The organism is Cellulomonas sp. Leaf334 (assembly GCF_001424195.1).
In the GTDB taxonomy this organism is placed as follows: domain Bacteria; phylum Actinomycetota; class Actinomycetes; order Actinomycetales; family Cellulomonadaceae; genus Cellulomonas.
Genome location: NZ_LMOO01000001.1, coordinates 693,218 through 717,924 on the forward strand (window position 1 = coordinate 693,218; position 24,707 = coordinate 717,924).

Consider the following 24,707-nt stretch of genomic DNA (forward strand, 5'->3'; position numbering starts at 1 on the left):
ACACGAGCGGTCATGTCCGACAACGTGCAGCTGCCCGCACTCGGTGAGTCCGTCACCGAGGGGACCGTCACCCGCTGGCTGAAGAACGTGGGCGACACGGTGGAGGTCGACGAGCCGCTGCTCGAGATCTCGACCGACAAGGTCGACACCGAGATCCCGTCGCCGTTCGCCGGCGTGCTCGAGCAGATCCTCGTCCAGGAGGACGAGACCGTCGAGGTCGGCGCCACGCTCGCCGTCATCGGGTCCGGGGAGGGCTCGTCCGCGCAGGACTCGACGGACGACGCCGCCGCGGCCGAGCCGGCCGAGGCCGAGCCGGCAGAGGCCGAGCCGGCTGAGGAGCCCGCTGCCGAGCAGGCTCCTGCCGAGGAGCCGGCCGCCGAGGCGGCCCCAGCCGAGCAGCCGGTCGAGGAGCACGAGGAGCCCGCCGCCGCGCCGGCCGCAGCCGCCGAGGAGGGTGGTGGCACCGGCGAGGACGTGAAGCTCCCCGCGCTGGGCGAGTCCGTCACCGAGGGCACCGTCACCCGCTGGCTCAAGGCCGTCGGCGACGAGGTCGCGGTCGACGAGCCGCTCCTGGAGATCTCCACCGACAAGGTCGACACGGAGATCCCGTCGCCGTTCGCCGGCACGCTGCAGCAGATCCTCGTCCAGGAGGACGAGACCGTCGAGGTCGGTGCGGTCCTCGCCGTGATCGGCTCGGGGTCAGCCCCCGCGGCCGCCCCGAAGGAGTCGGCACCGGCCGAGGAGAAGGCACCCGAGCCGGCACCGGCGGAGGAGTCGAAGCCTGAGCCGCAGACCGCCCCCGAGCCGTCGGCCGAGCAGGAGTCGGCCGCGGCCACCCCTGCACCGGTCCCGGCGACACCGACTCCGGCACCGGTCCCAGCCACCCCCGCCGCAGCTCCGGCCGCATCCCCCTCGGTCTCGGGCACCTACCTGACGCCCCTCGTCCGCAAGCTCGCGGCCGAGAAGGGCGTCGACGTGTCGTCGCTCGTGGGCACCGGGGTGGGCGGTCGGATCCGCAAGGAGGACGTCCTCGACGCCGCCGCCAAGGCTGAGGCCGAGAAGGCTGCCGCCGAGGCCGCCAAGGCGCAGCCCGCTGCCGCGGCACCGGCCGCGCCCGCCAAGCCCGCCGCCGCCGTCCCGGCGGTCTCGCCGCTGCGGGGCACGACGGAGAAGGCAAGCCGGCTGCGGCAGATCATCGCCGAGCGCATGGTCGACGCCCTGCACTCGCAGGCGCAGCTGACCACCGTCGTCGAGGTCGACGTGACCCGGGTCGCCCGGCTGCGCGCCAAGGCCAAGGAGGACTTCAAGGCACGCGAGGGCGTCAACCTCACGTTCCTGCCGTTCTTCGTGCTGGCTGCCGTCGAGGCGCTCAAGGCGTTCCCGAAGATCAACGGCGTGCTCGAGGGCAACCAGATCACGTACCACGCGCAGGAGAACGTCGGCATCGCCGTGGACACCGAGAAGGGCCTCCTCGTCCCAGTGATCCGCGACGCGGGCGACCTGAACCTCGCCGGCATCTCGCGCAAGATCGTCGACCTGGCGGGCCGCACCCGGCAGAACAAGGTCACCCCGGACGAGCTGAGCGGTGCCACGTTCACGGTGACGAACACGGGCTCCGGTGGCGCGATCATCGACACCCCGATCGTCCCCGGCGGCACGTCCGCGATCCTCGGCACCGGTGCGATCGTCAAGCGTCCCGTCGTCATCCAGGACGCCGACGGCGCCGAGGTGATCGCCATCCGGTCGATGTGCTACCTGTCGCTCTCGTACGACCACCGCCTGGTCGACGGTGCCGACGCGTCGCGCTACCTCACCGCGGTCAAGAACCGCATCGAGGAGGGCTCGTTCGAGTCCGAGGTCGGCCTCTGACCCGCAGCACCTGAGACACCACGACGGCCCGGTACCCCGCGAGGGGCACCGGGCCGTCGTGCGACGGTAGCCGGTGGCCCTGCCGGGCCGGTTGTGCGGGGCGACCGTAGGGTGAGCGCCATGCAGGTCGTCATCGCCGGGTCGCACGGCTTCATCGGGTCCGCTCTCGTCCCCCACCTGCGGCGCGGAGGGCACGACGTCCGTGTGCTGGTGCGTGGCCCCGCGCACGGGCGGGACCAGATCTCCTGGGACCCGGCCGCGGGTCGACTGGACCCTGACGACGTTGCCGGCGCGGACGCCGTCATCAACCTCGCGGGGGTCAACCCCGGCTCCCGGCCGCTCACGACGGCCCGCAAGCGCGAGGTCCTGTCGTCCCGTCTGAACACGACCGGGCTGCTCTCGCGGACCCTCGCCACGCTGGACGACGGACCGCAGGTGCTGCTCCAGGCGTCGGGGATCGGGGCGTACGGCTCCCGCGGGGACGACGTGCTGGACGAGGACGAGCCGATCGGCACCACGTTCTTCGCGAACGTCGTCCGGCACTGGGAGGCGGCGACGGCGCCGGCGCAGGACGCCGGGGTGCGGGTGGTCCACCTGCGGACCGGGATCGTGCTGGGCCAGGGTGGCGGGGCCTTGGGTCGGCTGCTCCCGCTGATCCGGCTGGGCGTCGGGGGGCGGCTGGGGTCGGGTCGGCAGTTCTGGCCGTGGATCACGCTCCTCGACCACGTCCGTGCCGTCGAGCACCTGCTGACCGCCTCGGTGGAGGGGCCTGTCAACCTGGTGACCGCTTCGGCGCGCAACGCCGACGTGGTCGCCGCGCTCGCTCGCGCCTACCACCGGCCCGCCGTCGTACCGGTGCCCGCGTTCGCGCTGCGTGCCGTCCTCGGCGACTTCTCGTCGGAGGTGCTCGGGTCGATCCGCGCGGTCCCGGCCGTGCTCGACGCCAGCGGCTTCGTCCCGGTCCACGCGGACCTCGCGACCGCCGCGGAGTGGGTCGCGCACCGCGACTGAGGTGGTCAGGGGTCGACGACGTCCCAGACGCGCCAGCCGGCGGCGGTCCACCGCAGGCCCAGCACCACGGTCCGCGCCTCGGAGGCCGCCACAGGGACCGCGGCTCCCCCGTCGGCGGGAACCCGGGAGTGCGCGGACATGGCGGACGTCACGGCCACGTCCGTCGTGTCACCGCGGTCACCGTCCTCCTCGACGAGCCAGGCGTCCTGCACGTCGACGGTGAGTCCGTCGACGCGCGCACCGTCGAGCCCGGCGAGCAGCTCTGCGTCCGCCGCGGCAGCCGGACCGTCGGCGACGTCGACCGTCCCGAGACGGGACACGTCGCCCGCGCTGATGATCTGCGCCCGCACCTGGCTGAGGTCGATGGCGGCCTGCACGGGGTCGTCCACCCGCGGGACCGCGGCGGGTTGGTCGAGGAGACGCCAGCCTCCGACGGCGGCCCCCAGCGCCACCACAGCGACCACCAGGCCCGCTCCGGCAGGGGATGCGCGGCGACGGCGACGCTGCCGGTCCTCCCGACGGGTCGTTCCCGGCACCCGCAGGAGTTCGCCCTCCCGGGCCATGGCCGTCAGCGCCGAGGAGGCGCGGGCGCCCGCGTCGGGAAGCCGGACCGGTTCGGGGTCCGTCGTGTCGTAGCACGCGTCGACCACGCGACCGGCGTCGAGCCCGGGCACGACCAGGAGCGCGGTGAGCGCCTCCCGCAGGCTCCCCTCGTCGGCCTGGTCGGACACGAGGTGCACGTCCGCGCCGGGCATCTGGTCGAGCACGGTCGCGACCAGGCGTCGCACGTCCGCCTCGACGTCGGCCGCGCCGCTGAGGGCTCCGCGCAGGTCGGTCAGCGCGGGCCGGCCGTCGGGCCGGACGACGATCGTCGACTCGCTCACGGCGCCGTGGGACAGGCCGGCACCCCGCAGCGCGTCGAGAGCGCCCGCCACGGGGATCGCCACCGTGGCGGCCTCGCCGTCCGTCAGAGGCGCCCGCGCCGCGCGGATCTGCGCGAGGGACAGCCCGTCGACGTGCTCGACGACGAGCCCGAGCCGACCCGAGGACAGCCCGACCACGTCGAGGACCTCCGGCAGGTGCTCGTGCCGGACCGCGCGGAGACGGGCGGCGCGCTCGGCCGTCCCGGCGTCGGCGACGGCGGGCACCACGTGCAGCTCGAGCCGTCGGTCGGACCCGTCCAGGGCCACGGCCAGCCATCCGGACCCGGCGACGTCGACGGGGTGGAACCCGGCGTCCGCGAGGGCGGTCTCGACGTCGGTCGGCACCACGAACCTGTCCATCGGGACATCCAAGCCCGGTCGGCGTCGGCCCGTCGGCGGCCGTCCACAGGCTCGGGTCAGGGCAGGGCGACCACCCGTCGTTCCGCGGCGGACACGAGGGCGGCGTCGAGCACCCGGGCGGTGCGGGCCGCGTCGGCCGGGTCGACCGGCGGCGGACCCCCGTCGACGACCCACCGCACGACCTCGCGGTACAGGTCGACGTGACCTCCGGGGGCCTGCGGCACCGGCTGCCGGTCCGCCCCACGCACCAACCATCCTTCGTGCACGGGCTCGCCGGGCCGTCGGGTCTCCTCGTACGCGTCGTCGAGCGCGGCGAACGGGGTCGGTTCGCCCTCGAAGCTGGTCACGAGATACGCGCCTCCGTCGCCGAGCACGCGCGTGCGCGGACCGGGAGCACCCACGACGGCGCCCGCCTGCAGGTGGCTCACGACCCCGTTGCCGGCGTGCACGAGCGCGAGGAACACGTCGTCGACGGCGGGGGTGGTGCGGGCGTGCAGCTCGGCGTAGACCTGCGTGACGGGCCCGAACAGCTGGACCGCGGAGTCGACCAGGTGGGCCCCGAGGTCGAGCAGGAGCCCGCCCGAGTCGGGGTCGTTCTCCTTCCAGCGGTCCTGCGGCACGGGACGGAACCTCTCCCACCGCCGCTCGAACCGGTGCACGGTGCCCAGCTCTCCGCTCGCGAGGACGCCGAGCAACGTGAGCTGTTCGGGGTCCCAGCGGCGGTTCTGGAACACCGTGAGCCGCCCGTCGCCGCGCGACGCCAGCAGCTCCGCGTCGTCGGCGGTGGTCGCCAGGGGCTTGTCGACCAGGACGTGCAGCCCGGCGTCGAGCGACGCCTGGACGTGCGCCACGTGCTCGCCGGTCGGGCTCGCGATCACGACGAGGTCGAGCTCGGCGGCGTGCGCGAGCAGGGCGTCCACGTCGGGGACGACGCGAGCGCCCGGCCAGTCGGTCTCGACCTGCTGCGCGCGGCTCCGGGTGACCACGCACGTCACCCGCTGACCCGCCTCCCGCAGCAGCCGGGCGTGGATCCCCCGGCCCGCTCCCCCGTACCCGACCAGCCCGACCCGCAGCGCCTCCATGCGCCTCACTCTAGGTCGGGGGCGACCTTGTGCAGCCCGTGCTCCTGGTGCCGCGACAGGGCGCTGGGCCACCACGTCCGGCGCCCGAGGTCGTGCACCAGTGCCGGGACGAGCAGGCTGCGCACGACGAGCGTGTCCAGCAGGACGCCGAACGCGACGATGAACGCGATCTGCGCGAGGAACAGCAGCGGGATGACCCCGAGCGCGGCGAACGTGACGGCCAGCACCACGCCCGCGGAGGTGATCACGCCACCCGTCACGGCGAGCCCGCGGACCACGCCCGCACGCGTCCCGATCTTCAGCGACTCCTCGCGGACGCGCGTCATCAGGAAGATCGAGTAGTCGACCCCGAGGGCGACGAGGAACACGAACGCGAACAGCGGGACGACCGGGTCGGCGCCGGCGAAGCCGAGGACGTGGTTGAAGACGATCGCCGAGACGCCGAGCGCAGCGGCGAACGAGAGCACGTTGGCGGCGAGCAGGAGGCCGGCGGCGACGACCGACCGCAGCAGGAACATCAGGATCACGCCGATGACGAGGAGCACGACGGGGACGATCACGCGCAGGTCCCGCTCGCTGGCGAGGTTCGTGTCGAGCGTCTCCGCGGCGGCGCCTCCGACGAGCGCGGTCGGGCTGGCCCCGTGGACGGCCGTGCGCAGCTCCTCGACGGTGGCCACGGCGTCCTGCGTGTCCGCGGACGCCGTGGTGGCGACGTCGAGCCGCACCCGCCCGTCGACGACGACGACCGCTGCGGTGTCACCCTCGACGCCCGCGGGAGCGCCGGTGTACGGCGTCACGGACTCCACGCCGTCGACGCCCTCGGCCGCGGTCGTGACCGCGTCCACGTCGGCCTCGTCGACGATGACGATCGCGGGCTGGACCGACCCGGCGGGGAAGTGCTCGGCCAGCACCTCCTCGCCGGCGACCGCGTCGACGTCGGTGAGGAAGATGTCGACCTGGTTGGTCCCGGACGCGTTGAGCGTGGGCAGGAACGCCGCACCGACGGCCAGGGCCAGCGCGGTGACGATCCACACCGGCCGGGCCTTGCGTCCGACGAACCGTGCGAGCCGCGGCCACAGCCCTGTCCCGTCGGCCGGGTCCGGCTCGACGGTCGTGTCGACGTGCGCGTGGTCAGCCTCGTGCGCGACGACCGGCACCGGACGCGGCGCGCGCGGCCAGAAGAGGATGCGCGACCGCTTGCCGAAGACGAGCAGGAGCGCGGGCAGCAGCGTGAGAGCACCGAGCAGGGCGGAGGCGATGCCGATGGCGGCCACCGGGCCGAGGCTGCGGTTCGAGCCGAGGTCCGACAGCAGGAGGCACAGGACGCCGGCGATGACGGTCCCCGCGCTGGCGGCGATCGGCTCGACGCACGCCCGCAGAGCGCGCTTCATGGCCTCGGCCGGGTGCTCCACGTGCGCGAGCTCCTCCCGGTAGCGCGCGACGAGCAGCAGCGCGTAGTCGACGGACGCACCGACCACGAGGATCGACAGGATGCCCTGCGACTGCCCGTTGAGCACGAGGGTGCCGTTCGCGGCGAGGTTGTAGACGACCAGGCCGGCCAGGCAGAGCGCGAAGACCGCGGTGAGGATCACGACGAACGGCAGGAACGGCGAGCGGTAGACCAGGACGAGGATGAGCAGGACGGCACCGAGGGCGACGAGGAGCAGGACGCCGTCGATCCCGCCGAACGCGGTGACCAGGTCGGCGACGAACCCGGCGGGGCCGGTGACCCAGGCCTGCAGCCCGAGCTCCCCGGCGGAGGTCGCGGTGGCTCCGAGCTCGGACTCCAGCGACTCGCGCAGCGCCAGCACGAAGGAGTCGGTCACACCCTCCTCGTCGGCGAGCAGCTCCTCCGACGACGCCCCGTCCAGCGAGTACGCGACGAGGATCGCCTCGCCGTCCTGCGACGGCACGACCGCCACCTCGCCGACGAGGTAGTCGGACCACGTTCCCTCGTTGCCGGGCGGCAGCGCCTCGTCGGGGAACGCCTCCGCCCAGTCCTGCACGGCGGCCAGCTGGTCGGGGGTGACCTCGCTCCCGTCGGCGGGCTGGAGGACGACGAGCGCGGGTAGTGTCTCGGTGTCGACGAAGCCCTTGCTCTCCTCGGCGGCCCGGGTGGACTCGGCCGACGAGGGCAGGAACGCCGAGGCGTCGTTCGTCTGGACCTGCGACAGCTTGCCCTGCGCCATCCCGCCGACCGATCCGATGCCGAGCCACACGACCAGGGCGACGCCGACGAGCACGGCGCGGAGAAGGGTGGACCGGCGATTACTCAGCATGCTGAGTATCATTGGGCTTGTTCGACGAAACAGCAAACGGAGGCGTGACCGTGGACCAGGAGAGCAGGACGAGCCCCACGCTCGATCCCGCCTCCCCCGATCCTGCGCACTGGCCCGTCGGGCGGCTGCTCTCGTCGGCCGCACGCCGCGTCGAACGGGACTGGAACGCCCACCTCGCTGCATGGGACCTGAACCACGCCAGCCAAGCGGTCCTCGCCCACCTGCTGCGCGCGCCCATGTCGCAGCGCGAGCTGGCGGCCGCCAGCGGTGTCACCGAGCAGACGATGAGCCGCGTCCTCGCCCGCATGGAGCGCAGCGGCTACGTCACACGGACGCCCCACGACGACGACCGGCGCCGGCACGTGATCACCATCACGGACGCGGGACGCTCAGCCTTCGTCGTCGCGTCCGACCGCAAGCTCGCCGAGACGATGGTCACCCGCGGGCTCACGCTCGCCGAGGCCGAGGAGCTGCGGCGGCTGCTCGCCGTCGTCGCGGGCGACCCGCACACGGACGACTCGTCCGCGTCGCAGGGTTAGCCTGACGGGCATGCGGTTCGACGAGCTCGACCTCGGTACGCGTCTGCTCCCCTACGAGCCCACGTGGCAGCTGCAGCGGGAGGTCCAGGCGGCGGTCGCGGACGGGACACGTGAGGACACCGTCCTGCTGTGCGAGCACGAGGACGTGTACACGGCCGGCCGGCGCACCGCGCGGTGGGACCGCCCCGTCGACGGCACACCCGTCATCGACGTCGACCGTGGTGGCCGCATCACGTGGCACGGACCCGGTCAGCTCGTCGGCTACCCCATCGTGAAGCTGGCCACCCCCATCGACGTCATCCGCTACGTCCGCGCCCTGGAGGAAGCCCTCATCCGGACGTGCGCGGACCTGGGCCTGACCGCGGTCCGCAGCGACATCGACGGGCGCAGCGGGGTGTGGTTCGCCGCCGACGACGACCGCCGCGAGCGGAAGGTCGCGGCCATCGGCGTGCGCGTCTCGCGCGGCGTCACGATGCACGGGTTCGCGCTGAACTGCGAGCCCGACCTGACGGCGTTCGACCGCATCGTGCCCTGTGGGATCGAGGACGCCGACGTGACGTCGCTCTCCGTGGAGACCGGTCGGCGCGTGACGATCGCCGAGGCGCTGCCCCTGGTCCGCGGCCACCTGGCCGACACCCTGGTCCCGCTGCTGGCCGTGCGACCCGTCGCCGCGGTGTGACGCGCGACTCCCCCGCAGCCGACGCCGGAACGGCGGGTTAGTCTGACCGACGTGACGATCGCAGCCGATGGCCGACGCATGCTCCGCATCGAGGCGCGCAACTCCGAGACGCCCATCGAACGCAAGCCGGAGTGGATCCGCACCCGCGCGACGATGGGCCCCGAGTACACCGAGCTCAAGGGCCTGGTGAAGCGCGAAGGCCTGAACACGGTGTGCGAGGAAGCCGGGTGCCCCAACATCTTCGAGTGCTGGGAGGACCGCGAGGCGACGTTCCTCATCGGCGGTGACCAGTGCACGCGGCGCTGCGACTTCTGCCAGATCGACACCGGCAAGCCGGCCGCGTTCGACGCCGACGAGCCGCGCCGCGTGGCCGCGTCCGTGCAGGCGATGGGCCTGAAGTACTCGACCGTGACCGGCGTGGCCCGGGACGACCTGCCCGACGGCGGCGCCTGGCTCTACGCGGAGACGGTCCGCCAGATCCACGCGGTCAACCCCGGCACCGGCGTCGAGCTGCTCATCCCCGACTTCAACGCGACGCCCGAGCTGCTCGACGAGGTCTTCTCGTCGCAGCCCGAGGTGCTGGCCCACAACCTCGAGACCGTCCCGCGCATCTTCAAGACGATCCGCCCCGGCTTCCGCTACGACCGGTCGCTCTCGGTGATCACCCGCGCGCACGAGCAGGGACTCGTCACCAAGTCGAACCTCATCCTCGGCATGGGCGAGACCACCGAGGAGGTCGTCGAGGCGCTCGCCGAGCTGCACGAGGCCGGCTGCGACCTCATCACGATCACGCAGTACCTGCGCCCGTCCGTGCGACACCACCCCGTGTCCCGCTGGGTCCGCCCCGAGGAGTTCGTCGAGCTGTCGACCGAGGCCGAGCGCCTCGGGTTCCTCGGCGTCATGAGCGGTCCCCTGGTCCGGTCGTCGTACCGCGCCGGCCGGCTGTGGGGCCAGGCCATGCGCCGCTACGGCCGGCCGATCCCCGAGGCGCTCGCGCACCTCGCGGAGCCGACCACGTCGCGCCAGGAGGCCGCGAGCCTGCTCGCCCGCTGAGGGTCAGGAGGGCCCCGATCCGTCGGTAGACTTCGGGCCCATGGCCCGCGACAAGACCTCCGACGCTGCACCGACGCCCAAGGTGAAGAAGACCCGCTGGTACCACCAGGTGTGGCAGGCGTACCAGATGACCCGGAAGAACGATCCGGCGGTCACCTGGATCATCCTGGCGGTGTTCTTCGGGACCATCGCGGTCGGCGTCGTCATCGGGTTCCTGGTGAACGCGCTGGTCTACGTCCTGCTGCTCAGCATCCCGTTCGCGCTGCTCGCGGCGATGTTCGTGCTCGCCCGGCGCGCCGAGACGGCCGCGTACACGCAGATCGAGGGCCAGCCCGGCGCGGCCTACGCCGCCCTCGGGACCATCCGACGCGGCTGGACCTTCACGCAGGAGCCGGTCGCCATCGACCCCCGCTCGCAGGACCTCGTCTTCCGGGGCGTGGGCCGCCCGGGCGTCGTGCTCGTCGGCGAAGGTCCGGCACCCCGCATCGCCAAGCTCCTGGAGTCGGAGCGCAAGCGCACCGCCCGCGTCATCTCCGGTGCGCCGATCACCCTCATCCAGGTCGGCGACGGCGACGGCCAGGTCCCGCTGCGCAAGCTGCCGCGCGCCGTCCAGAAGCTCCGCCCGAAGCTGAGCAAGCAGGAGGTCGCCGAGGTGAACAAGCGGCTCACCGCGCTCGGTGGCGTCAAGCTCCCCGTGCCGAAGGGCGTCGACCCCATGCGCGCGCGCCCCGACCGTAAGGGCATGCGCGGGCGCTGACCCGCCGATGAGCGACCGGCGCTGGAACCACAACACGCACTACCACCCGCTCACCCTGCGTCTCGCGGGAAGCGCGTCGAGCGCGCTCGACGTCGGCTGCGGAGAAGGGCTGCTGACGCGCAAGCTGCGCTCAGCCGGGTTCGTGCGCGTCACCGGGCGGCGGCGACGACACCTCTACTGGCGGTACAGCCTCACGTCGCAAGCACCCGCCTGAGCGGTCAGCGTCGGACGATCGCCGTCCCGGCCACCCGGTCGTGCAGTCCCCGCCCGTCCGAGTCCCAGACGACGGCCGGGACGACCAGGCACAGGAGAACGGTGCGGGCCAGCGCGCTGAGGAACCCGGGCGCCATGGTCGCCCACGCCGCGTCGTCCCGCTTCTGGCCCGGGAACACCCGACGCACCCGCAGGCCCACGATCCGGTGCCCCAGGGTGTGACCGATCGAGCCGACCAGCAGCACGTTCTCCAGAGCGAAGATCCCGAGGGTCGCCAAGGGGTTGCCACGGCTCAGCAAGAAGGCGTCCGGGACGCTCGCGAAGAACGCCCCCGAGATGGCCAGGCAGGCCACCCAGTCGATGACGAGCGCGACGACCCGTCGGCCGAGCGGCGCGAGCGACCCGGGTCCGGCGTCGGGCAGACCCAGCCGAACCCCCCGGCCGCCGCCGGGTTCCGGTGCCGGTCCGCCGCCGAGCCAGGAGCTGAGGTCGCCTCGATCTGCCACCTCAGAAGGGTAGGTGACAGCAACGTCCCGGAAACATCCGCGGTACCCGACCTTCGTACGGTGACCCCACCTGCTCCGCTGACCACACCGGGGCGTCAGTCCTGCCTGAGGGGTCTTCATGAGCGGAAACGCCGTGCGTCGCGAGGCGATCTGGAACGTCGAGGCCTACGTGCCGCCTGCGATCAGCTTCAACGTGGCCGAGGCACCGGGCGAGATCTTCGGCCTCAACGTGTTCAGCAAGACGGTGATGCAGAAGCGACTGCCGAAGTCGGTCTACAAGTCCGTGGTCGCCACGATCGAGCACGGCGCCATGCTGGACCCCGACGTGGCCGACGCCGTCGCGTCCGCGATGAAGGACTGGGCCCTGGAGAAGGGGGCGACGCACTACGCGCACGTCTTCTACCCGCTCACCGGTCTGACCGCCGAGAAGCACGACAGCTTCTTCGAGCCGGTCGGCGACGGGTCCTCGCTGGCTGAGTTCGCAGGCAAGACCCTCGTCCAGGGCGAGCCGGACGCATCGAGCTTCCCCAACGGTGGTCTGCGCAACACGTTCGAGGCGCGCGGGTACACCGGCTGGGACGTCACGAGCCCGGCGTACATCCTGGAGAACCCCAACGGGAACACCCTGTGCATCCCGACGGTGTTCGTGTCGATGACCGGTGAGGCCCTCGACCACAAGACCCCGCTGCTGCGCTCGCAGCAGGCGATGGGCGAGCACGCGGCGCGCATCCTCGCGCTCTTCGGGCACGAGGACCAGAAGGTCGTGGCGTTCTGCGGGCCCGAGCAGGAGTACTTCCTGGTGGACCGGCACTTCTTCCTCGCCCGCCCGGACCTGCTCAACGCGGGCCGCACGCTGTTCGGCACCAAGCCGCCGAAGGGGCAGGAGTTCGACGACCACTACTTCGGCGCCATCCCCGACCGCGTGCTCGGCTTCATGATGGACACCGAGCGGGAGCTGTTCAAGCTCGGCATCCCGGCCAAGACCCGGCACAACGAGGTGGCTCCCGGCCAGTTCGAGATCGCGCCGATGTTCGAGCGCGGCAACCTCGCCGCCGACCACCAGCAGCTGCTCATGACCACGTTCAAGGCGATCGCCAAGAAGCACGGCATGGAGTGCCTGTTCCACGAGAAGCCGTTCGCGGGCGTCAACGGCTCCGGCAAGCACGTGAACTTCTCCCTGGGCAACGCCGAGCTGGGCTCCCTGCTGGTGCCGGGCGACACCCCGCACGACAACGCCCAGTTCCTCGTCTTCTGCGCGGCCGTCATCCGTGCCGTGCACAAGTACGCCGGCCTGCTGCGCGCGTCGGTCGCGTCCGCCACGAACGACCACCGGCTGGGTGCCAACGAGGCTCCCCCGGCGATCATCTCGATCTTCCTCGGCGACCAGCTGGCCGACGTGTTCGAGCAGATCGCCAAGGGAGCCGCCTCGTCGTCGAAGGGCAAGGGCGTCATGCACATCGGCGTCGACACGCTGCCCGTGCTGCCCACCGACCCGGGCGACCGCAACCGCACCAGCCCGTTCGCCTTCACCGGCAACCGGTTCGAGTTCCGCGCACCGGGCTCGATGCAGACCGTCGCGGGACCGATGACCACGATCAACACGATCATGGCCGACTCGCTCGACTACGCCGCCGGGGTGCTCGAGACCGCGGTCGCGGCCGGGACGGACTTCGACACGGCGGTGCAGGACCTGCTCACGCAGATCATCACCGACCACGGCAACATCGTCTTCAACGGCGACGGCTACTCCGACCAGTGGCCCGTCGAGGCGGAGCAGCGCGGCCTGGCCAACCTCAAGACCACGCTCGACGCCCTGCCGGAGCTCGTCACGGAGTCCGCGATGGAGCTGTTCGAGCGCTACGGCGTCTTCAACCACCGCGAGATGCACAGCCGCTACGAGATCGGCCTGGAGCAGTACGCGCTCACGATCGGGGTCGAGGCCCGCCTCACCCTGGAGATCGGGACCACCGCGATCCTGCCCGCGGCGGTCAAGCACCAGACGGAGATCGCGCTGAACATCGGGGCGCTCAAGGCCGCCGGCGTCGAGACCGACACCGCGCCGCTCGACGAGGTGAGCACACCGCTCGCCGCCCTCCGCGCCGGGCTGTCCTCGTTGCGGGTGGCGCTCAAGTCCGACGTCGGCCACTCGGCGCTCGCCGAGGCGGAGCACGCCCGGGACGTGCTGCTGCCGGCGATGACCGAGGTCCGGTCCGCCGCCGACGCGCTCGAGGAGCTCGTCGCCGACGACCTCTGGCCGCTGCCGACGTACCAGGAGATGCTCTTCATCCTGTGATGAGACGGGCCGCGACCGACCCGGGCCCAGGGCATAGTGTCGACATTCGTTACACGAGGGACGGCCCCGTAACGCTGTCGAAACACTTGGTACACGACAGAGAAACCAGGCGCTCGTAGCCTCGCCTTGCCCGACCCCACGGGTACCACCGACCGAGGAGCAGCGGATGTTCAGCAAGCCAGAGGAAGTCCTGGCGTTCATCAAGAGCGAGGACGTGAAGTTCGTCGACGTCCGGTTCTGTGACCTGCCCGGCACGATGCAGCACTTCAACGTCCCCGCCTACTCGCTGGAGCTGGACTTCTTCACCGAGGGCCAGATGTTCGACGGGTCCTCGATCCGCGGCTTCCAGGCGATCCACGAGTCGGACATGAAGCTCATCCCCGACATCAGCACCGCCTACCTCGACCCGTTCCGGGTCGAGAAGACGCTGAACATCAACTTCCACATCGTCGACCCGTACACCGACGAGCCCTACAGCCGCGACCCGCGTCAGGTCGCCGCGAAGGCCGAGGCGTACCTGAAGTCGACCGGCATCGCCGACACGGCCTTCTTCGCCCCCGAGGCCGAGTTCTACATCTTCGACGACGTCCGCTTCCACACGAAGCAGAACGAGTCCTTCTACTCGATCGACTCCTTCGAGGCGGCCTGGAACACCGGCCGCGAGGAGGAGGGTGGCAACCTCGGCCACAAGATCCCCTACAAGGGCGGCTACTTCCCCGTGCCCCCGGTGGACGGGTTCTCGGACATCCGCGACCAGATCAGCCTGCAGCTGGACGCCCTCGGCCTCGGTGTCGAGCGCGCCCACCACGAGGTCGGCACCGCCGGCCAGCAGGAGATCAACTACCGCTTCGACAAGCTCGCGATCTCCGGCGACAAGGTCATGCTCTTCAAGTACGTCGTGAAGAACGTGGCCCACGAGAACGGCAAGACGGCGACCTTCATGCCGAAGCCGCTCTTCGGTGACAACGGCTCCGGCATGCACGTCCACCAGTCCCTCTGGAAGGACGGCGAGCCGCTGTTCTTCGACGAGAAGGGCTACGGCGGCCTGTCCGACCTCGCGCGCTGGTACATCGGCGGCCTGCTCAAGCACGCCCCCTCGCTGCTGGCGTTCACCAACCCGACGGTGAACTCCTACCACCGCCTGGTCCCCGGCTTCGAGGCCCCCGTCAACCTGGTCTACTCGGCCCGCAACCGCTCCGCGTGCATCCGCATCCCGGTCACCGGTTCGAACCCGAAGGCCAAGCGCATCGAGTTCCGCGTGCCGGACCCGTCCTCGAACCCGTACCTGGCGTTCGCGGCCATGCTCATGGCCGGCATCGACGGCATCCAGAACCGGATCGAGCCGCCGGACCCGGTGGACAAGGACCTGTACGAGCTGCCCCCCGAGGAGCACGCCGCCATCCAGCAGGTCCCCGGCTCGCTCGGCGAGGTCCTCGACCACCTCGAGGCCGACCACGACTTCCTCACGGCGGGCAACGTCTTCACGCCCGACCTGATCTCGACGTGGATCGACTACAAGCGCAACGCCGAGGTCGACCCGATCCGTCTGCGCCCGCACCCGCACGAGTTCGAGCTCTACTACGACGTGTAAAGATCAGCGCCCACGGCTGCTCCCGTGACGCTCTGACCTGCACTGACGGCACCCCCGTCGCCCTCGTGGCGGCGGGGGTGCCCCACGTCTGCCACAGAAGCGGTGCGGCGAGCGCACCACCCGGACCTTGATCACCGACACGGCGCGGGCCCGCCCGATGACCCGCCGCGACGGTCCGGGCGCGTCCGCTGCGTCCGGCCGGCTGACGGAGCACGTGGGCGCCGGACGGCGCCTTATCACGCATCCGGCACCCGGGCCAAACCGGGACGTATCTCCCACCGGGCGACCGCGCTCCTGATCTTCAGCAAGCACACAGAGGTGCTCGCACTCATCAGGGGGCAGAAGACGATGGCATACGAGATCCGCGGATCCCTGTGGGGAACGCTGTGTCACGACGCCCGGGAGCCGCTCACCGGCCTCGAGCTGCGCGCGTACCGGTCGACGGGTGACCGCGCCACCGAGCAGGCGGTCGCGGCCGACAAGGAGACCTTCCACGAGATAGCCGACGACGAGCGCGCGGGAGCGCCTCTCGCCGTCGCCCGCGTCGAGAGCTCAGGGGCGTACGTCCTGACGATCGACGACAAGGAGTACGACGGCGGCGCCCTGGACCTCGACCTGTACGTCGAGAAGCCACCCCGACCGCGGCACGACCCGAACGCGAAGCCGCGCCAGTTCGCGCTGACCACGGTGCAGCCGCGCTGGCGGCAGACCGCGGACACCATCGTCGCCGTCTGGGAGTACGCCGTCCCGAACCGGTTCTGGTGCCACGTCCTGGCGCTCTTCGGCATCTGGACGATCAGCGGCCGCATCACCACGTGCGACGACGGGAGCCCGATCCCCGGTGCTGTCGTCTCCGCGTTCGACGCCGACTGGCTGCAGGACGACTCGCTGGGCAGTGCGACGACCGACAGCACCGGCCACTACGTCCTGACGTACCTCGCGTCCGACTTCCGGCGCACGCCGTTCTCCCCGTTCATCAACGTCGAGCTCACCGAGGGTCCGGACGTCTACGCGAAGGTGACGCTCGGTGGCCAGCCGATCATCACCGAGACGCAGGCCGACGGTCGTCGGCCGGGCCGGCAGAACGTGGGGCACTGCTTCTGCCTGGACCTGTGCACCGACCAGGTGGTGGGCGACCCCCCGAACACGCCGCACTGGCAGCAGGTCGAGGTGTTCGACATCCACCCGGGCAACGGTCAGCCGGGCTCCACGTTCGACGCCCTGGGCTACGCGGACCCGGCGGGCGGCGCGTACGTCTTCGGGGGCACCGTCACGCTTCGCGGCAACTGCCCGCTGACGGACGTCGGTACCGGGCATCCGCTGAAGTACCGGTTCCTCGTCGGCGAGTACACGTGGATGGGTGACCCGGACGACCCGGCGAGCCCGCCGACCGTGCCCCCGGTGAGCCTGACCCCGGTCCGGACGCAGGTGGGCGCGACCCACATCGGTTACGTGTTCTACACCGACGGCAACAGCGTCGCGCAGTCCGCGCCCGTGTTCGTGGAGGCCGGCAACCTCGACGCCGACGGGTTCGTTCGGGTGGCGGGCATGCCCGTCACGGTGCCGATGTTCAACCCGCCGGGCTCGACCGCGGTGGTCAACGTGAGCGCGTCGAACTTCCTGCGCACCTTCGACCTGATCGAGCTCAACACGCACGCCATCACCTCGACGCACCCGCCGAAGAAGCCGGGCGGGCTCCCGAAGGCGCAGGCGGGCGAGACGCTCCCGGCGAACGAGCAGGAGCCGGTGCGCCGGTACCGCGTCGGCTTCGAGGTGCGCGACGCCACCACGGACACGGTGACGCACCTGGACCAGCTCGACTCGATCATCTTCGACAACTCGGCGGTCGTCGCGACCCTCGACCTCGAGGAGCTGCGGCTCAACGGCTGCAACCCGCTGTCCGGCGCGACGACGATCCACCTGCTCCACACGGTGGACCACCCGCACCTGAGGAGCTTCACCGTGACGATCAACAACAACGGCGGCACCGTGCACTCGCCACCGCAGACCCCCGCGGGGGCGTTCGTCGCGGGGGGTTACGGGTTCCGTGGCGGTGCCTCGGGTCCGCACAACGGCACGAGCACCGGTGGCATCCCGATCAACGTCGCCGCCGACCCTGCCTGCGCCTACTCGGTCAACCTCAGCTATGTGACGCGTCGGTACCTGGACACGACGCAGACGCTTCAGCGGCTGTACTGCCACTGACGCACACCTCGGGGGCGCCCTTGCGCGCGGAGCGCCCCCGAGCAGCTCCCTCCCGTCGCGCGCAGCCCGGCACCGGTGTGCCGGGCTCAGCGGATACGTCATCCGTGCATCTCGAGGAGCTCGTCATGGCCGCCATCCCTCCCGTCCCCGTCCCTGGATCCGCACCCCCACGTCCTGCCGTCGGCGCGACGACGCACGGGACGGCGTGACCGTGGGTCTCGTCAACGGCGCCCTCGACGGTGTCCTGCTCGTGCCGGTCGCCGGCGAGTCCGGCGCCAAGCTGCGTCTGGGTTCGGCGCGGCGGTGGGCCGCGATCCGCGACGAGGTGCACGAGCGGTTCGGCTGGTGGCCGGATGTCACGTCGGCGGGCGACGGCTACCGGGACGAAGCCCGTCAACGGCTCCTGTTCAGCAGGAACTACACCACCGAGAGGACCGGACATGGCCCGGCCAAGAAGTGGGGGCCGAACACGTTCTGGCGCCGGACCTCGCAGACACCTTCGGCGGCGGTGCCCGGGAAGTCCAACCACGGTCTCGGTACCACGGTCGACGTCGTGAACGTGGGCCACTACCGGCAGTTCAGACCCACCACCGTCAGGTACGACCAGTTCGCGGACGTCGCCGTCCGCCACTCGTTCTCGAACGCCGAGGGCAGATCCATCGGGGAGCCGTGGCACTGGTCGGACACGTCCGACCCGGACGACGGCATCCTCATCCCGCTCGTGTCGGAGGCTGACATGCCATTGAACCAAGCAGACCTCGAGGCGATCGACCGCCTCATCATCGGACGCGTCACCACGGTCGTGGACCAGCTGCTCACCCAGCACCAGGGGAACGGCGTGCTGACGCAGATCGACAAGGAGGCCGTCGACAAGCTGATCATCGACCGTCTGGCGCAGGGCCTCGGGCCGCTGTCGCAGGCCGTCGGTGCTCTGCAGGCCTCGCTCGCGGCACCGCCTCCGCGTCGCCCCCGGCGCTGACGACGGGACGTTCGGCCCGACCGTCCGGCCTCCGCGAGGAGGACGATGGTCGTGCCGGCCATCCCGGCTGCCCGGTCCGCGTGCACCCACAGGAGCTCCCCATGTCTGCCGTCCACCCGTCCCCCGCCGTCCACGACCGCGTCCGGCACCTGGTGGGTACCGTCCGGTGGGCACCCGCTCCGGTGTGGGGCGAGTCGGCCGACGAGCACCGGCGCTTCGCGCTGTACGTGGCGGGGAGCATGCTCGCATGGGCGGTGGCAGGTCTGGTGTCGGCCGCGCTGATCGGGGCGGTGCTCGACCTGGTCCTCTGACGCGGGTCAGGTGATCCGGCGCAGGGCGATCGCCGCGTACATCAGCGCGGCCACCGTCTCGCCGTCGGTGATCGTGCCGTCCGCGACCATGGCGACGACGTCGCTCCACGGGACCGTCCGGACGCCGGTGATCCCTTCGACGGCGTGCTCGGTGGGTTCGTCGGAGAGGTGCAGGCCGCGCGCGAGGAAGACGTGCTCCGGGGCGTTGCTGATCCCGTTGAGCGCGAACATCGATCCCACGTGCTCCCACGAGTCCGCGACGAGACCGGTCTCCTCCCGCAGCTCACGCTGCGCGGCGAGCAGCAGGTCCTCGCCGTCGGAGCCACCGGCGGGGACCTCGAGCGACACCCCGGTGGTGTAGCGGTCCACCTCGACGAGCACCACCTCGTCGTCGGCGGTCACCGGTACGACGAAGACCGCGGGGTTGCGGACCTCCACCACGCCGTAGATCCCGGCGCTGCCGTCGGGACGCTCGACCGAGTCCTCCCGCACCCGGATCCAGGGGTTCTCGTACACGGTCGTCGAGCTGCGCGTGCGCCAGAGCGTCATGAGAGGACCCTTTCAGACCACCCGAGGGATTGCGCTTACCGGACATTCTGTGACACGGTACGGAAACCGGTTTCTCACCCCCCTGTCGGAGACAAGGACGTCTCATGCGAGCTCGTCACACCCTCGTCGTCACCCTCGCCGCAGGAGCACTCCTGCTCCCCTCGACGAGCGCAGGTGCAGCCCCCCCGCCCCCCGCCGTCGACCTCGGCCGTGAGGTCCTCCCACCCGGCGACGGATGGGCATCGTTCGAAGGCCCGACCGTCCCCGACGGCAAGCCCACGGTCGCCACCGGCACCACCGGAGGAGCCGCCGCCGAGGCCTCCCAGGTGTATGTCGTCGACACGTGGCAGGAGCTCCGCGACGCCCTCGCGGGCAAGGCGGGCGGCAGCCAGACGGATGCGCGACGCAACGTCGTGCCGCGGATCATCTACGTGACCGGGACCATCACCGCCTTCGAGCCGAGCGCCTGCGACGGCTTCGGCGCGCAGGTCGTCGTCTCCGACACGGGTCAGCCGTTCCGGATGGCCGACTACATCGACCACTTCGACCCCGAAGGCCCGTGGGGCCGTGCCGACCCGAGCGGCCCGATGGAGACCGCCCGCGTCGCCGCCGCTGCCGTGCAGGCAGCCCAGTCCCTCCAGCACATCGGCTCCAACGTGACCCTCGTGGGCGTCGGCGACGACGCCCGCATCGTGGGGGCCAGCCTGCGGATCCGCGACGCCCACAACGTGATCCTGCGCAACCTCACGGTGTCCGACGCCTACGACTGCTTCCCCGCGTGGGACCCGGGCGACACGAACGAGGGCAACTGGAACTCGGCCTACGACAACGTGTCGGTCTGGACGTCGACCAGCGTGTGGGTGGACCACAACACGTTCGACGACGGCGCCCACCCGGCGGAGGCGCTCCCCACCGTCTACGGCCGGCCGTACGAGGTCCACGACGGGCTGCTCGACATCACGCACGGCTCGGACCTGGTGACCGCGTCCTACAACCGGTTCGACGAGCACGACAAGACCGAGCTCATCGGCTCCTCCGACTCCCGGGCGCAGGACCGCGGCCAGCACCGCGTCACGCTGCACCACAACCTGTGGACGGACATCGGCCAGCGCGCGCCCCGCGTGCGGTTCGGCGACGTGCACCTCTACAACAACCTCTACACGCAGACGAAGGAAGGGCTGTTCCAGTACTACTGGGGCGCGGGCGTCGAGTCGAGCATCTACGCGGAGAGCAACGCCTTCGAGCTGGCTGACGGGGTCGACCCGGCGCGCGTCATCACACGGTGGGGCGGCACGCAGCTGTTCGAGACGGGCTCGACGGTGAACGGCGAACCGGCCGACCTCCTCGCCGCGTTCAACGCGACGGCGCCGGTCCCGCTGGCACCGACGGCACGGTGGAACCCGGCCGACGTGTACGACTACACGCTCGACGCGGTCGAGGACGTGCCCGCAATCGTCCGTGCCGAGGCCGGTGCGGGCCTGCTCCTCTCAGGTACGCCGGTCGCCACCGCTGCACCCGCCGTCGCCGTCCTGTCCGACGACAACGGCCAGGGCACCGGCCTGTTCGACGGGTCCTACAAGATCACCGCGAACCTCTACTGGGGCCAGAACGCGACGGTCGCCAAGCTCTACGAGAACGGCGTGCTCGTCGACTCGGCGTGGCTCACGGGCACGACGCCCCGCCGCCAGACCGTCGCGTTCCCGATCACCGGAAACGTGAACGGGTCGTACACCTACGTGGTCGAGCTGCTCAACCCGTACGGCACCAGCACGTCACGCCCGCACACCGTCGTGGTCAAGGACGCGTCGCCGGCCCTCGCGGTCCTGTCCGACGACAACCGCGACGGTGACGGCTCGTTCACCGTGACCACCAACCTGTGGTGGGGCACCAACGCGACGCACTACGCGCTGTACCGCGACGGCGTGCTGGTCGACGAGCAGGACCTCACGGCCGCGACGCCCCGGCGCCAGACCGTCCGGACCGCGGTGACCGGCCTCGAGCCCGGCGCCTACGGGTTCGTCGCGGTGCTGAGCAACGCCGCCGGAAGCACGTCGACGGCCGAGCGGGTGGTGACCGTGCGGCGCTGACCTGTGCGCGCGCTGGGAGTCAGTTGTGCAGGGACCTGCCGGCACCGCACACAACGTGCACGGGTCCCTCGCCCAAGTCCCTGACGTGCGGGGATGCCGGGTCCTACGGTGTCGTCCATGAGCGACACCGGAGCACCGACGCCCCCGACTCCCCCTGCTCTCCCCGGCCCGTCACCCTCCTGGGTGGCGGGCCGGGGCGGGCTCGTCCTGCGCGAGCCCGGCCCGCTCGCCCGGACGCTCGCCGAGTTCTGGGCGGAGCGCAGCCGGCCGGTCGCCGTGAGCACGCTCGTCGTGTGCGCCGTGGTCGGGGTGCTCGGTGGTGTCCTGCTCGTCGGGCACGAGCCGGGGCTCGGTGCCGCGCTCATCGGCCTGGTCGTGTGGGTGGCGGCTGCCCCGGCGCTGATCAAGCGACGCGACGTCAACGACCTGATCACCGCAGCTCTGTCGATCACCCTGTTCGCCGTCGTCGCCCTCCGGGACGCGGGGTGGGTCGTCGTGCTCTGCGCGCTCGTCGCGGCGTGGACCGGCGTCGTCGCCGTGACGTCGGCCCGGTCGGCACCGGCGGCCGCGCTCGCGCCGTTGACCTGGGCGGCGGGCACCGTCCGGGCGCTGCCGTGGGTGGCGAAGGGCGTCGAGTCCCTCGCCGGCTCGCGGCGCGGTCAGCTGCTGGTCGCGCTGCGCAGCGTCGCGATCACCATCGGCCTGCTCCTGGTGTTCGGGTTCCTGTTCGCCAGCTCCGACCGTGTCTTCGCCCGGCTCATGCCGCGCATCGAGGCGGACCTCGTGCCGGGCCAGGTCGTGGTCGGCGTGCTCGTGGCCGTCGTCGCGGCGGCTCTCGCCCACCTCGCGCTCGCGCCGCCCAGCTGGTCCGACGCCCGGCTGGCCCCGCGGCCCGCCGCCAAGCGTGGAGAGTGGCTCCTCCCGGTGCTCGCGCTCGACGCGCTGGTCCTGCTGTTCGTGATGGTCCAGGTCGGTGCCCTGCTCGGCGGGCACCGCCACGTGCTGGAGACCGAGGGTCTGACGTACGCCGAGTACGCACGAGAGGGTTTCGCCCAGCTGGTGGTGGTCACGGCCCTCACGCTCGTCGTCGTCGCGGTCGCCGCCCGGCGCGCACCCCGCGAGACCCCGCGGGACCTGCTGGTGTCCCGGCTGGCCCTCGGCACCCTGTGCCTGGGCACCCTGGGCGTCGTCGCGTCCGCCCTGCGTCGCATGGACCTGTACGTCGAGGCGTTCGGGCTCACCCGGCTGCGCATCTTCGTGTCCGTCACGGAGATCGCCCTCGCCGCGATCTTCGTGCTCCTGCTCGTCGCGGGGATCCGCTGGCGCGGTGGGTGGCTGCCCAGGGCCGCGCTCCAGGTGGTGGGCGTCGCGATGCTCGGCCTCGCCCTGATCAACCCGGACGCGCAGATCGTCCGCCACAACACCACGGCCGACCTGGAGTCGAGCCTCGACGCCGACTACCTCGCGGGGTTGTCCGCGGACGCGGTCCCGGCCTTCGACGAGATCGAGGGTGAACCGGCGCTGCGCCGGTGCCTGCTCGCGACGGCCGGCGTCCCGACGTCGACGGGCATCGGCGACTGGAACCTCGGCCGGGAGCGCGCCGCACAGGTCCTCGCGACCGAGCAGCCCGACAGCGACCGGTGGTGCACGTCCGACCGGTGAGCCGCAGTCAGACGAGGACGGGTTCCTCCTCCTCGACGGGCGCGGCAGCCCGCGGTCGGGCGGCCAGGGTCGCCAGGCCGAGCACGACCAGCGCGACGACGAACACACCCACCACGTATGCGGGGGTGAGCCGGTCCGCCAGAACGAGGGCGAGAGCCGCCAGGGAGATCACCACGACGCGCACGAGGGTGCGCTGCTCGTCGAGCCACACGCCGACCGGTCCGGTGCTGAAGCCTCGGCGCTCCCCCGCGGTCCGCACCCAGGCGGAGGCGTGGGACGACGACGCCCGCAGCTGCCGGGCCGCCGTCGTGCCGCCCGCGACGAACGCGATGATCGCCAGCAGCAGACCGAGCACCAGGCCGACCCGCAGCTCGATGCGCAGCAGCGACACGAACTGGTCGTAGATCGCGACGGCCGTGTCGACGCGTTGGACGGTCGGTGGCAGCGAGCTCGCGTACAAGGACCTGCCGAGCGTCAGCGCGATGCCGAGCAGAAGCATCGCGCCTGCCAACGACAGTCCCGCCACGACGAGCGCCCGCGACCTGTGCTGGGCGGCGAGGACACCCGCGGCGAGCAGCGCCAGGGACAGGTACGGCAGCAGCCCGCCGACGATGTCGATGAGCCGGTACGCGCTCTGCAACCGCACGAGGTCGGCGCTCGACGCGATCGGGAAGGTCACGTTGATCGTCGGGATCCTGCTCACCAGCGTGAAGCCGGCCTGTTCCAGCGACGTCTTGACCTGCTCGATGATCGGTGTCACGTCGAGCGTCAGGGTGCCGGTGTCGCTGATCTGGGCGAGCGCGTCGGGATCGCCGCGCAGCGTCGCGACGATCTGCTCGTGGGCGGCCCGGTTGGCTTCCTCCCAGACGTTCTCGAAAGCGTCCGAGCTGACGATCTTGGTGACGTTCTTGCGGATGAACCCGGTGATCGCCTCCTGCAGCGGCGCCTGCAACGAGGTGACCGCCTGACCGACCAGGGGCGGCAGGTCCAGGCCCGCCACCGCGTCGGTCGCCTGCGTGGTCAGCTGCTCGACGTTCAGCGCGTCCACGACCGCCACGGTGATCCGGTTCGCGACCGCGGACTGCACCAGCGGGTCCTCGGCGATCGGCGCGACGGTGTCGACGTAGTTGTCGGTCGAGACGACCAGCCCGCGAGCCCAGCTGCCCACGACCGCGACCGGGGCGAGCAGGGCGCCGATCAGGATCAGCACCACGGCGGCGGTCGAGCGGCCCACCTTGCGCCGCGGACGCGTCGCGACGGGCGCGGGTGGCGGGACGGTCGCGGTCGCTCGCAGGCGCGCGTTCTCCGTCTCCAGGAGCTGCAGGCGCGCGAGCAGGACGGCACGGTCCTCGGTCGGCGAGGACGGGGGCACCTCCACGTCGATGCTCGTCGGGATCTCGGCGGTGTCGTGGAGGGAGCCGGTCGGGATCTCCTCCGTGTCCTGCTGCGGTGTCTCCGCGTCGGCCGGCCCGGTGTCGTCCGGGGTCTCCTCGTCGGGCGTCACGTACGGCGACGACGTGTCTGGCGTCTCCGCCGACGGGTCCGGGGCGCCCGGCGGGGGCTCGGCTCCGGATCGACGCGGCTTGCGGGGCGACGGCTTGTTCTCGACCACGGAGTGCCCTCCCGACATGTCCGACATGTAGCGACCTGCCGAGCATGGCAGTTGCGCTGCTCAGAGCGCGAGAGGCGGCCCGCACCGGCTCGGCGCGGGATCACCGTCGCGGGCCACGACGACGGGTACCGTGCCACCCGAGACGAA

The 24,707-nt window shown here is 71.7% G+C and carries 20 protein-coding genes; 14 read left to right on the forward strand and 6 right to left on the reverse strand.

Annotated features, from left to right (window positions below; translation table 11 throughout):
• Positions 1-12: 12 nt before the first annotated feature.
• Both sucB and ASF78_RS03210 read left to right on the forward strand, forming a co-directional pair.
• Entirely contained in the window at positions 13-1,869 is a 1,857-nt protein-coding gene (gene sucB, locus ASF78_RS03205) for a 2-oxoglutarate dehydrogenase, E2 component, dihydrolipoamide succinyltransferase (protein WP_056584820.1), read from the forward strand.
• Positions 1,870-1,989: 120 nt separating this feature from the next.
• A complete protein-coding gene (locus tag ASF78_RS03210) occupies positions 1,990-2,880 on the forward strand; it encodes a TIGR01777 family oxidoreductase (protein ID WP_056584821.1) in 891 nt (296 codons plus the stop codon).
• Positions 2,881-2,885: 5 nt separating this feature from the next.
• On the opposite strand, the gene ASF78_RS03215 is transcribed toward ASF78_RS03210, so the two are convergent.
• The 3 genes from ASF78_RS03215 to ASF78_RS03225 are packed head-to-tail and all read right to left on the reverse strand — an operon-like array spanning position 2,886 to position 7,524.
• Complete coding sequence (locus ASF78_RS03215; protein ID WP_056584822.1) at positions 2,886-4,163, reverse strand: hypothetical protein; 1,278 nt, start codon at positions 4,161-4,163, stop codon at positions 2,886-2,888.
• 56 nt (positions 4,164-4,219) lie between these two features.
• Complete coding sequence (locus ASF78_RS03220) at positions 4,220-5,245, reverse strand: Gfo/Idh/MocA family protein (protein WP_056584824.1); 1,026 nt, start codon at positions 5,243-5,245, stop codon at positions 4,220-4,222.
• A gap of 5 nt (positions 5,246-5,250) precedes the next feature.
• Positions 5,251-7,524: an MMPL family transporter gene (locus tag ASF78_RS03225; protein WP_235518368.1), complete on the reverse strand. Its 2,274-nt coding sequence runs from the start codon at positions 7,522-7,524 to the stop codon at positions 5,251-5,253.
• Positions 7,525-7,568: 44 nt separating this feature from the next.
• Between ASF78_RS03225 and ASF78_RS03230 the strand changes: the two genes are divergently transcribed.
• The 5 genes from ASF78_RS03230 to ASF78_RS22685 are packed head-to-tail and all read left to right on the forward strand — an operon-like array spanning position 7,569 to position 10,766.
• On the forward strand, positions 7,569-8,063 hold the full coding sequence (locus tag ASF78_RS03230; RefSeq protein WP_235518369.1) for a MarR family winged helix-turn-helix transcriptional regulator: 495 nt from the start codon (positions 7,569-7,571) through the stop codon (positions 8,061-8,063).
• 10 nt (positions 8,064-8,073) lie between these two features.
• Positions 8,074-8,742 (forward strand): lipoyl(octanoyl) transferase LipB, encoded by a 669-nt coding sequence (gene lipB, locus ASF78_RS03235; RefSeq protein ID WP_056584828.1) that lies wholly within the window; start codon positions 8,074-8,076, stop codon positions 8,740-8,742.
• A gap of 51 nt (positions 8,743-8,793) precedes the next feature.
• The gene (gene lipA, locus ASF78_RS03240) at positions 8,794-9,795 is read left to right on the forward strand and encodes a lipoyl synthase (RefSeq protein ID WP_056584830.1); all 1,002 of its coding nucleotides are present in this window, start codon (positions 8,794-8,796) and stop codon (positions 9,793-9,795) included.
• Between the two features lie 40 nt (positions 9,796-9,835).
• The gene (locus ASF78_RS03245) at positions 9,836-10,552 is read left to right on the forward strand and encodes a DUF4191 domain-containing protein (RefSeq protein ID WP_056584832.1); all 717 of its coding nucleotides are present in this window, start codon (positions 9,836-9,838) and stop codon (positions 10,550-10,552) included.
• A 7-nt stretch (positions 10,553-10,559) separates the two neighbouring features.
• Positions 10,560-10,766, forward strand: coding sequence for a class I SAM-dependent methyltransferase (locus tag ASF78_RS22685; RefSeq protein WP_056584834.1), 207 nt, complete (start codon positions 10,560-10,562; stop codon positions 10,764-10,766).
• Positions 10,767-10,770: 4 nt separating this feature from the next.
• Here ASF78_RS22685 and ASF78_RS03255 read toward each other — a convergent pair whose 3' ends face one another.
• A complete protein-coding gene (locus tag ASF78_RS03255; RefSeq protein WP_056584836.1) occupies positions 10,771-11,271 on the reverse strand; it encodes an RDD family protein in 501 nt (166 codons plus the stop codon).
• A gap of 118 nt (positions 11,272-11,389) precedes the next feature.
• On the opposite strand from ASF78_RS03255, the gene ASF78_RS03260 reads away from it, so the two are divergent.
• The 5 genes from ASF78_RS03260 to ASF78_RS03280 all read left to right on the forward strand — a co-directional run bounded on the left by ASF78_RS03260 (position 11,390) and on the right by ASF78_RS03280 (position 18,650).
• Positions 11,390-13,564, forward strand: coding sequence for a glutamine synthetase III (locus ASF78_RS03260; protein ID WP_056584837.1), 2,175 nt, complete (start codon positions 11,390-11,392; stop codon positions 13,562-13,564).
• Between the two features lie 166 nt (positions 13,565-13,730).
• A complete protein-coding gene (gene glnA, locus ASF78_RS03265; RefSeq protein WP_056584839.1) occupies positions 13,731-15,155 on the forward strand; it encodes a type I glutamate--ammonia ligase in 1,425 nt (474 codons plus the stop codon).
• Between the two features lie 348 nt (positions 15,156-15,503).
• A complete protein-coding gene (locus ASF78_RS03270; RefSeq protein ID WP_156374016.1) occupies positions 15,504-17,360 on the forward strand; it encodes a carboxypeptidase-like regulatory domain-containing protein in 1,857 nt (618 codons plus the stop codon).
• Positions 17,361-17,565: 205 nt separating this feature from the next.
• Positions 17,566-18,339, forward strand: coding sequence for a M15 family metallopeptidase (locus ASF78_RS03275; protein WP_056584844.1), 774 nt, complete (start codon positions 17,566-17,568; stop codon positions 18,337-18,339).
• 101 nt (positions 18,340-18,440) lie between these two features.
• Positions 18,441-18,650 carry a hypothetical protein gene (locus ASF78_RS03280; RefSeq protein ID WP_056584846.1) on the forward strand — a complete coding sequence of 70 codons (210 nt, stop codon included), beginning with the start codon at positions 18,441-18,443 and terminating at the stop codon, positions 18,648-18,650.
• 6 nt (positions 18,651-18,656) lie between these two features.
• Here the strand turns inward: ASF78_RS03280 and ASF78_RS03285 are convergent, their stop codons facing one another.
• On the reverse strand, positions 18,657-19,199 hold the full coding sequence (locus ASF78_RS03285) for an NUDIX hydrolase (protein WP_056584848.1): 543 nt from the start codon (positions 19,197-19,199) through the stop codon (positions 18,657-18,659).
• 104 nt (positions 19,200-19,303) lie between these two features.
• On the opposite strand from ASF78_RS03285, the gene ASF78_RS03290 reads away from it, so the two are divergent.
• Positions 19,304-21,286 carry a hypothetical protein gene (locus tag ASF78_RS03290; protein ID WP_056584849.1) on the forward strand — a complete coding sequence of 661 codons (1,983 nt, stop codon included), beginning with the start codon at positions 19,304-19,306 and terminating at the stop codon, positions 21,284-21,286.
• Between the two features lie 117 nt (positions 21,287-21,403).
• A complete protein-coding gene (locus tag ASF78_RS03295) occupies positions 21,404-22,948 on the forward strand; it encodes a DUF4153 domain-containing protein (protein WP_235518370.1) in 1,545 nt (514 codons plus the stop codon).
• A gap of 7 nt (positions 22,949-22,955) precedes the next feature.
• On the opposite strand, the gene ASF78_RS03300 is transcribed toward ASF78_RS03295, so the two are convergent.
• Positions 22,956-24,587, reverse strand: coding sequence for a hypothetical protein (locus tag ASF78_RS03300; RefSeq protein WP_235518371.1), 1,632 nt, complete (start codon positions 24,585-24,587; stop codon positions 22,956-22,958).
• Positions 24,588-24,707: the final 120 nt, after the last annotated feature.

Excerpts from the sequence above, each read along its gene's own strand:
- ASF78_RS03210 (WP_056584821.1), top strand. The coding sequence starts at position 1,990 with ATGCAGGTCGTCATCGCCGGGTCGCACGGCTTCATCGGGTCCGCTCTC.
- ASF78_RS03220 (WP_056584824.1), bottom strand. The coding sequence starts at position 5,245 with ATGGAGGCGCTGCGGGTCGGGCTGGTCGGGTACGGGGGAGCGGGCCGG.
- ASF78_RS03225 (WP_235518368.1), bottom strand. The coding sequence starts at position 7,524 with ATGCTGAGTAATCGCCGGTCCACCCTTCTCCGCGCCGTGCTCGTCGGC.
- ASF78_RS22685 (WP_056584834.1), top strand. The coding sequence starts at position 10,560 with ATGAGCGACCGGCGCTGGAACCACAACACGCACTACCACCCGCTCACC.
- ASF78_RS03300 (WP_235518371.1), bottom strand. The coding sequence starts at position 24,587 with ATGTCGGACATGTCGGGAGGGCACTCCGTGGTCGAGAACAAGCCGTCG.
- lipB (WP_056584828.1), top strand. The coding sequence starts at position 8,074 with ATGCGGTTCGACGAGCTCGACCTCGGTACGCGTCTGCTCCCCTACGAG.
- ASF78_RS03215 (WP_056584822.1), bottom strand. The coding sequence starts at position 4,163 with ATGGACAGGTTCGTGGTGCCGACCGACGTCGAGACCGCCCTCGCGGAC.
- glnA (WP_056584839.1), top strand. The coding sequence starts at position 13,731 with ATGTTCAGCAAGCCAGAGGAAGTCCTGGCGTTCATCAAGAGCGAGGAC.
- ASF78_RS03295 (WP_235518370.1), top strand. The coding sequence starts at position 21,404 with ATGAGCGACACCGGAGCACCGACGCCCCCGACTCCCCCTGCTCTCCCC.
- ASF78_RS03290 (WP_056584849.1), top strand. The coding sequence starts at position 19,304 with ATGCGAGCTCGTCACACCCTCGTCGTCACCCTCGCCGCAGGAGCACTC.
- ASF78_RS03260 (WP_056584837.1), top strand. The coding sequence starts at position 11,390 with ATGAGCGGAAACGCCGTGCGTCGCGAGGCGATCTGGAACGTCGAGGCC.
- ASF78_RS03285 (WP_056584848.1), bottom strand. The coding sequence starts at position 19,199 with ATGACGCTCTGGCGCACGCGCAGCTCGACGACCGTGTACGAGAACCCC.
- ASF78_RS03270 (WP_156374016.1), top strand. The coding sequence starts at position 15,504 with ATGGCATACGAGATCCGCGGATCCCTGTGGGGAACGCTGTGTCACGAC.
- sucB (WP_056584820.1), top strand. The coding sequence starts at position 13 with ATGTCCGACAACGTGCAGCTGCCCGCACTCGGTGAGTCCGTCACCGAG.
- ASF78_RS03280 (WP_056584846.1), top strand. The coding sequence starts at position 18,441 with ATGTCTGCCGTCCACCCGTCCCCCGCCGTCCACGACCGCGTCCGGCAC.
- ASF78_RS03245 (WP_056584832.1), top strand. The coding sequence starts at position 9,836 with ATGGCCCGCGACAAGACCTCCGACGCTGCACCGACGCCCAAGGTGAAG.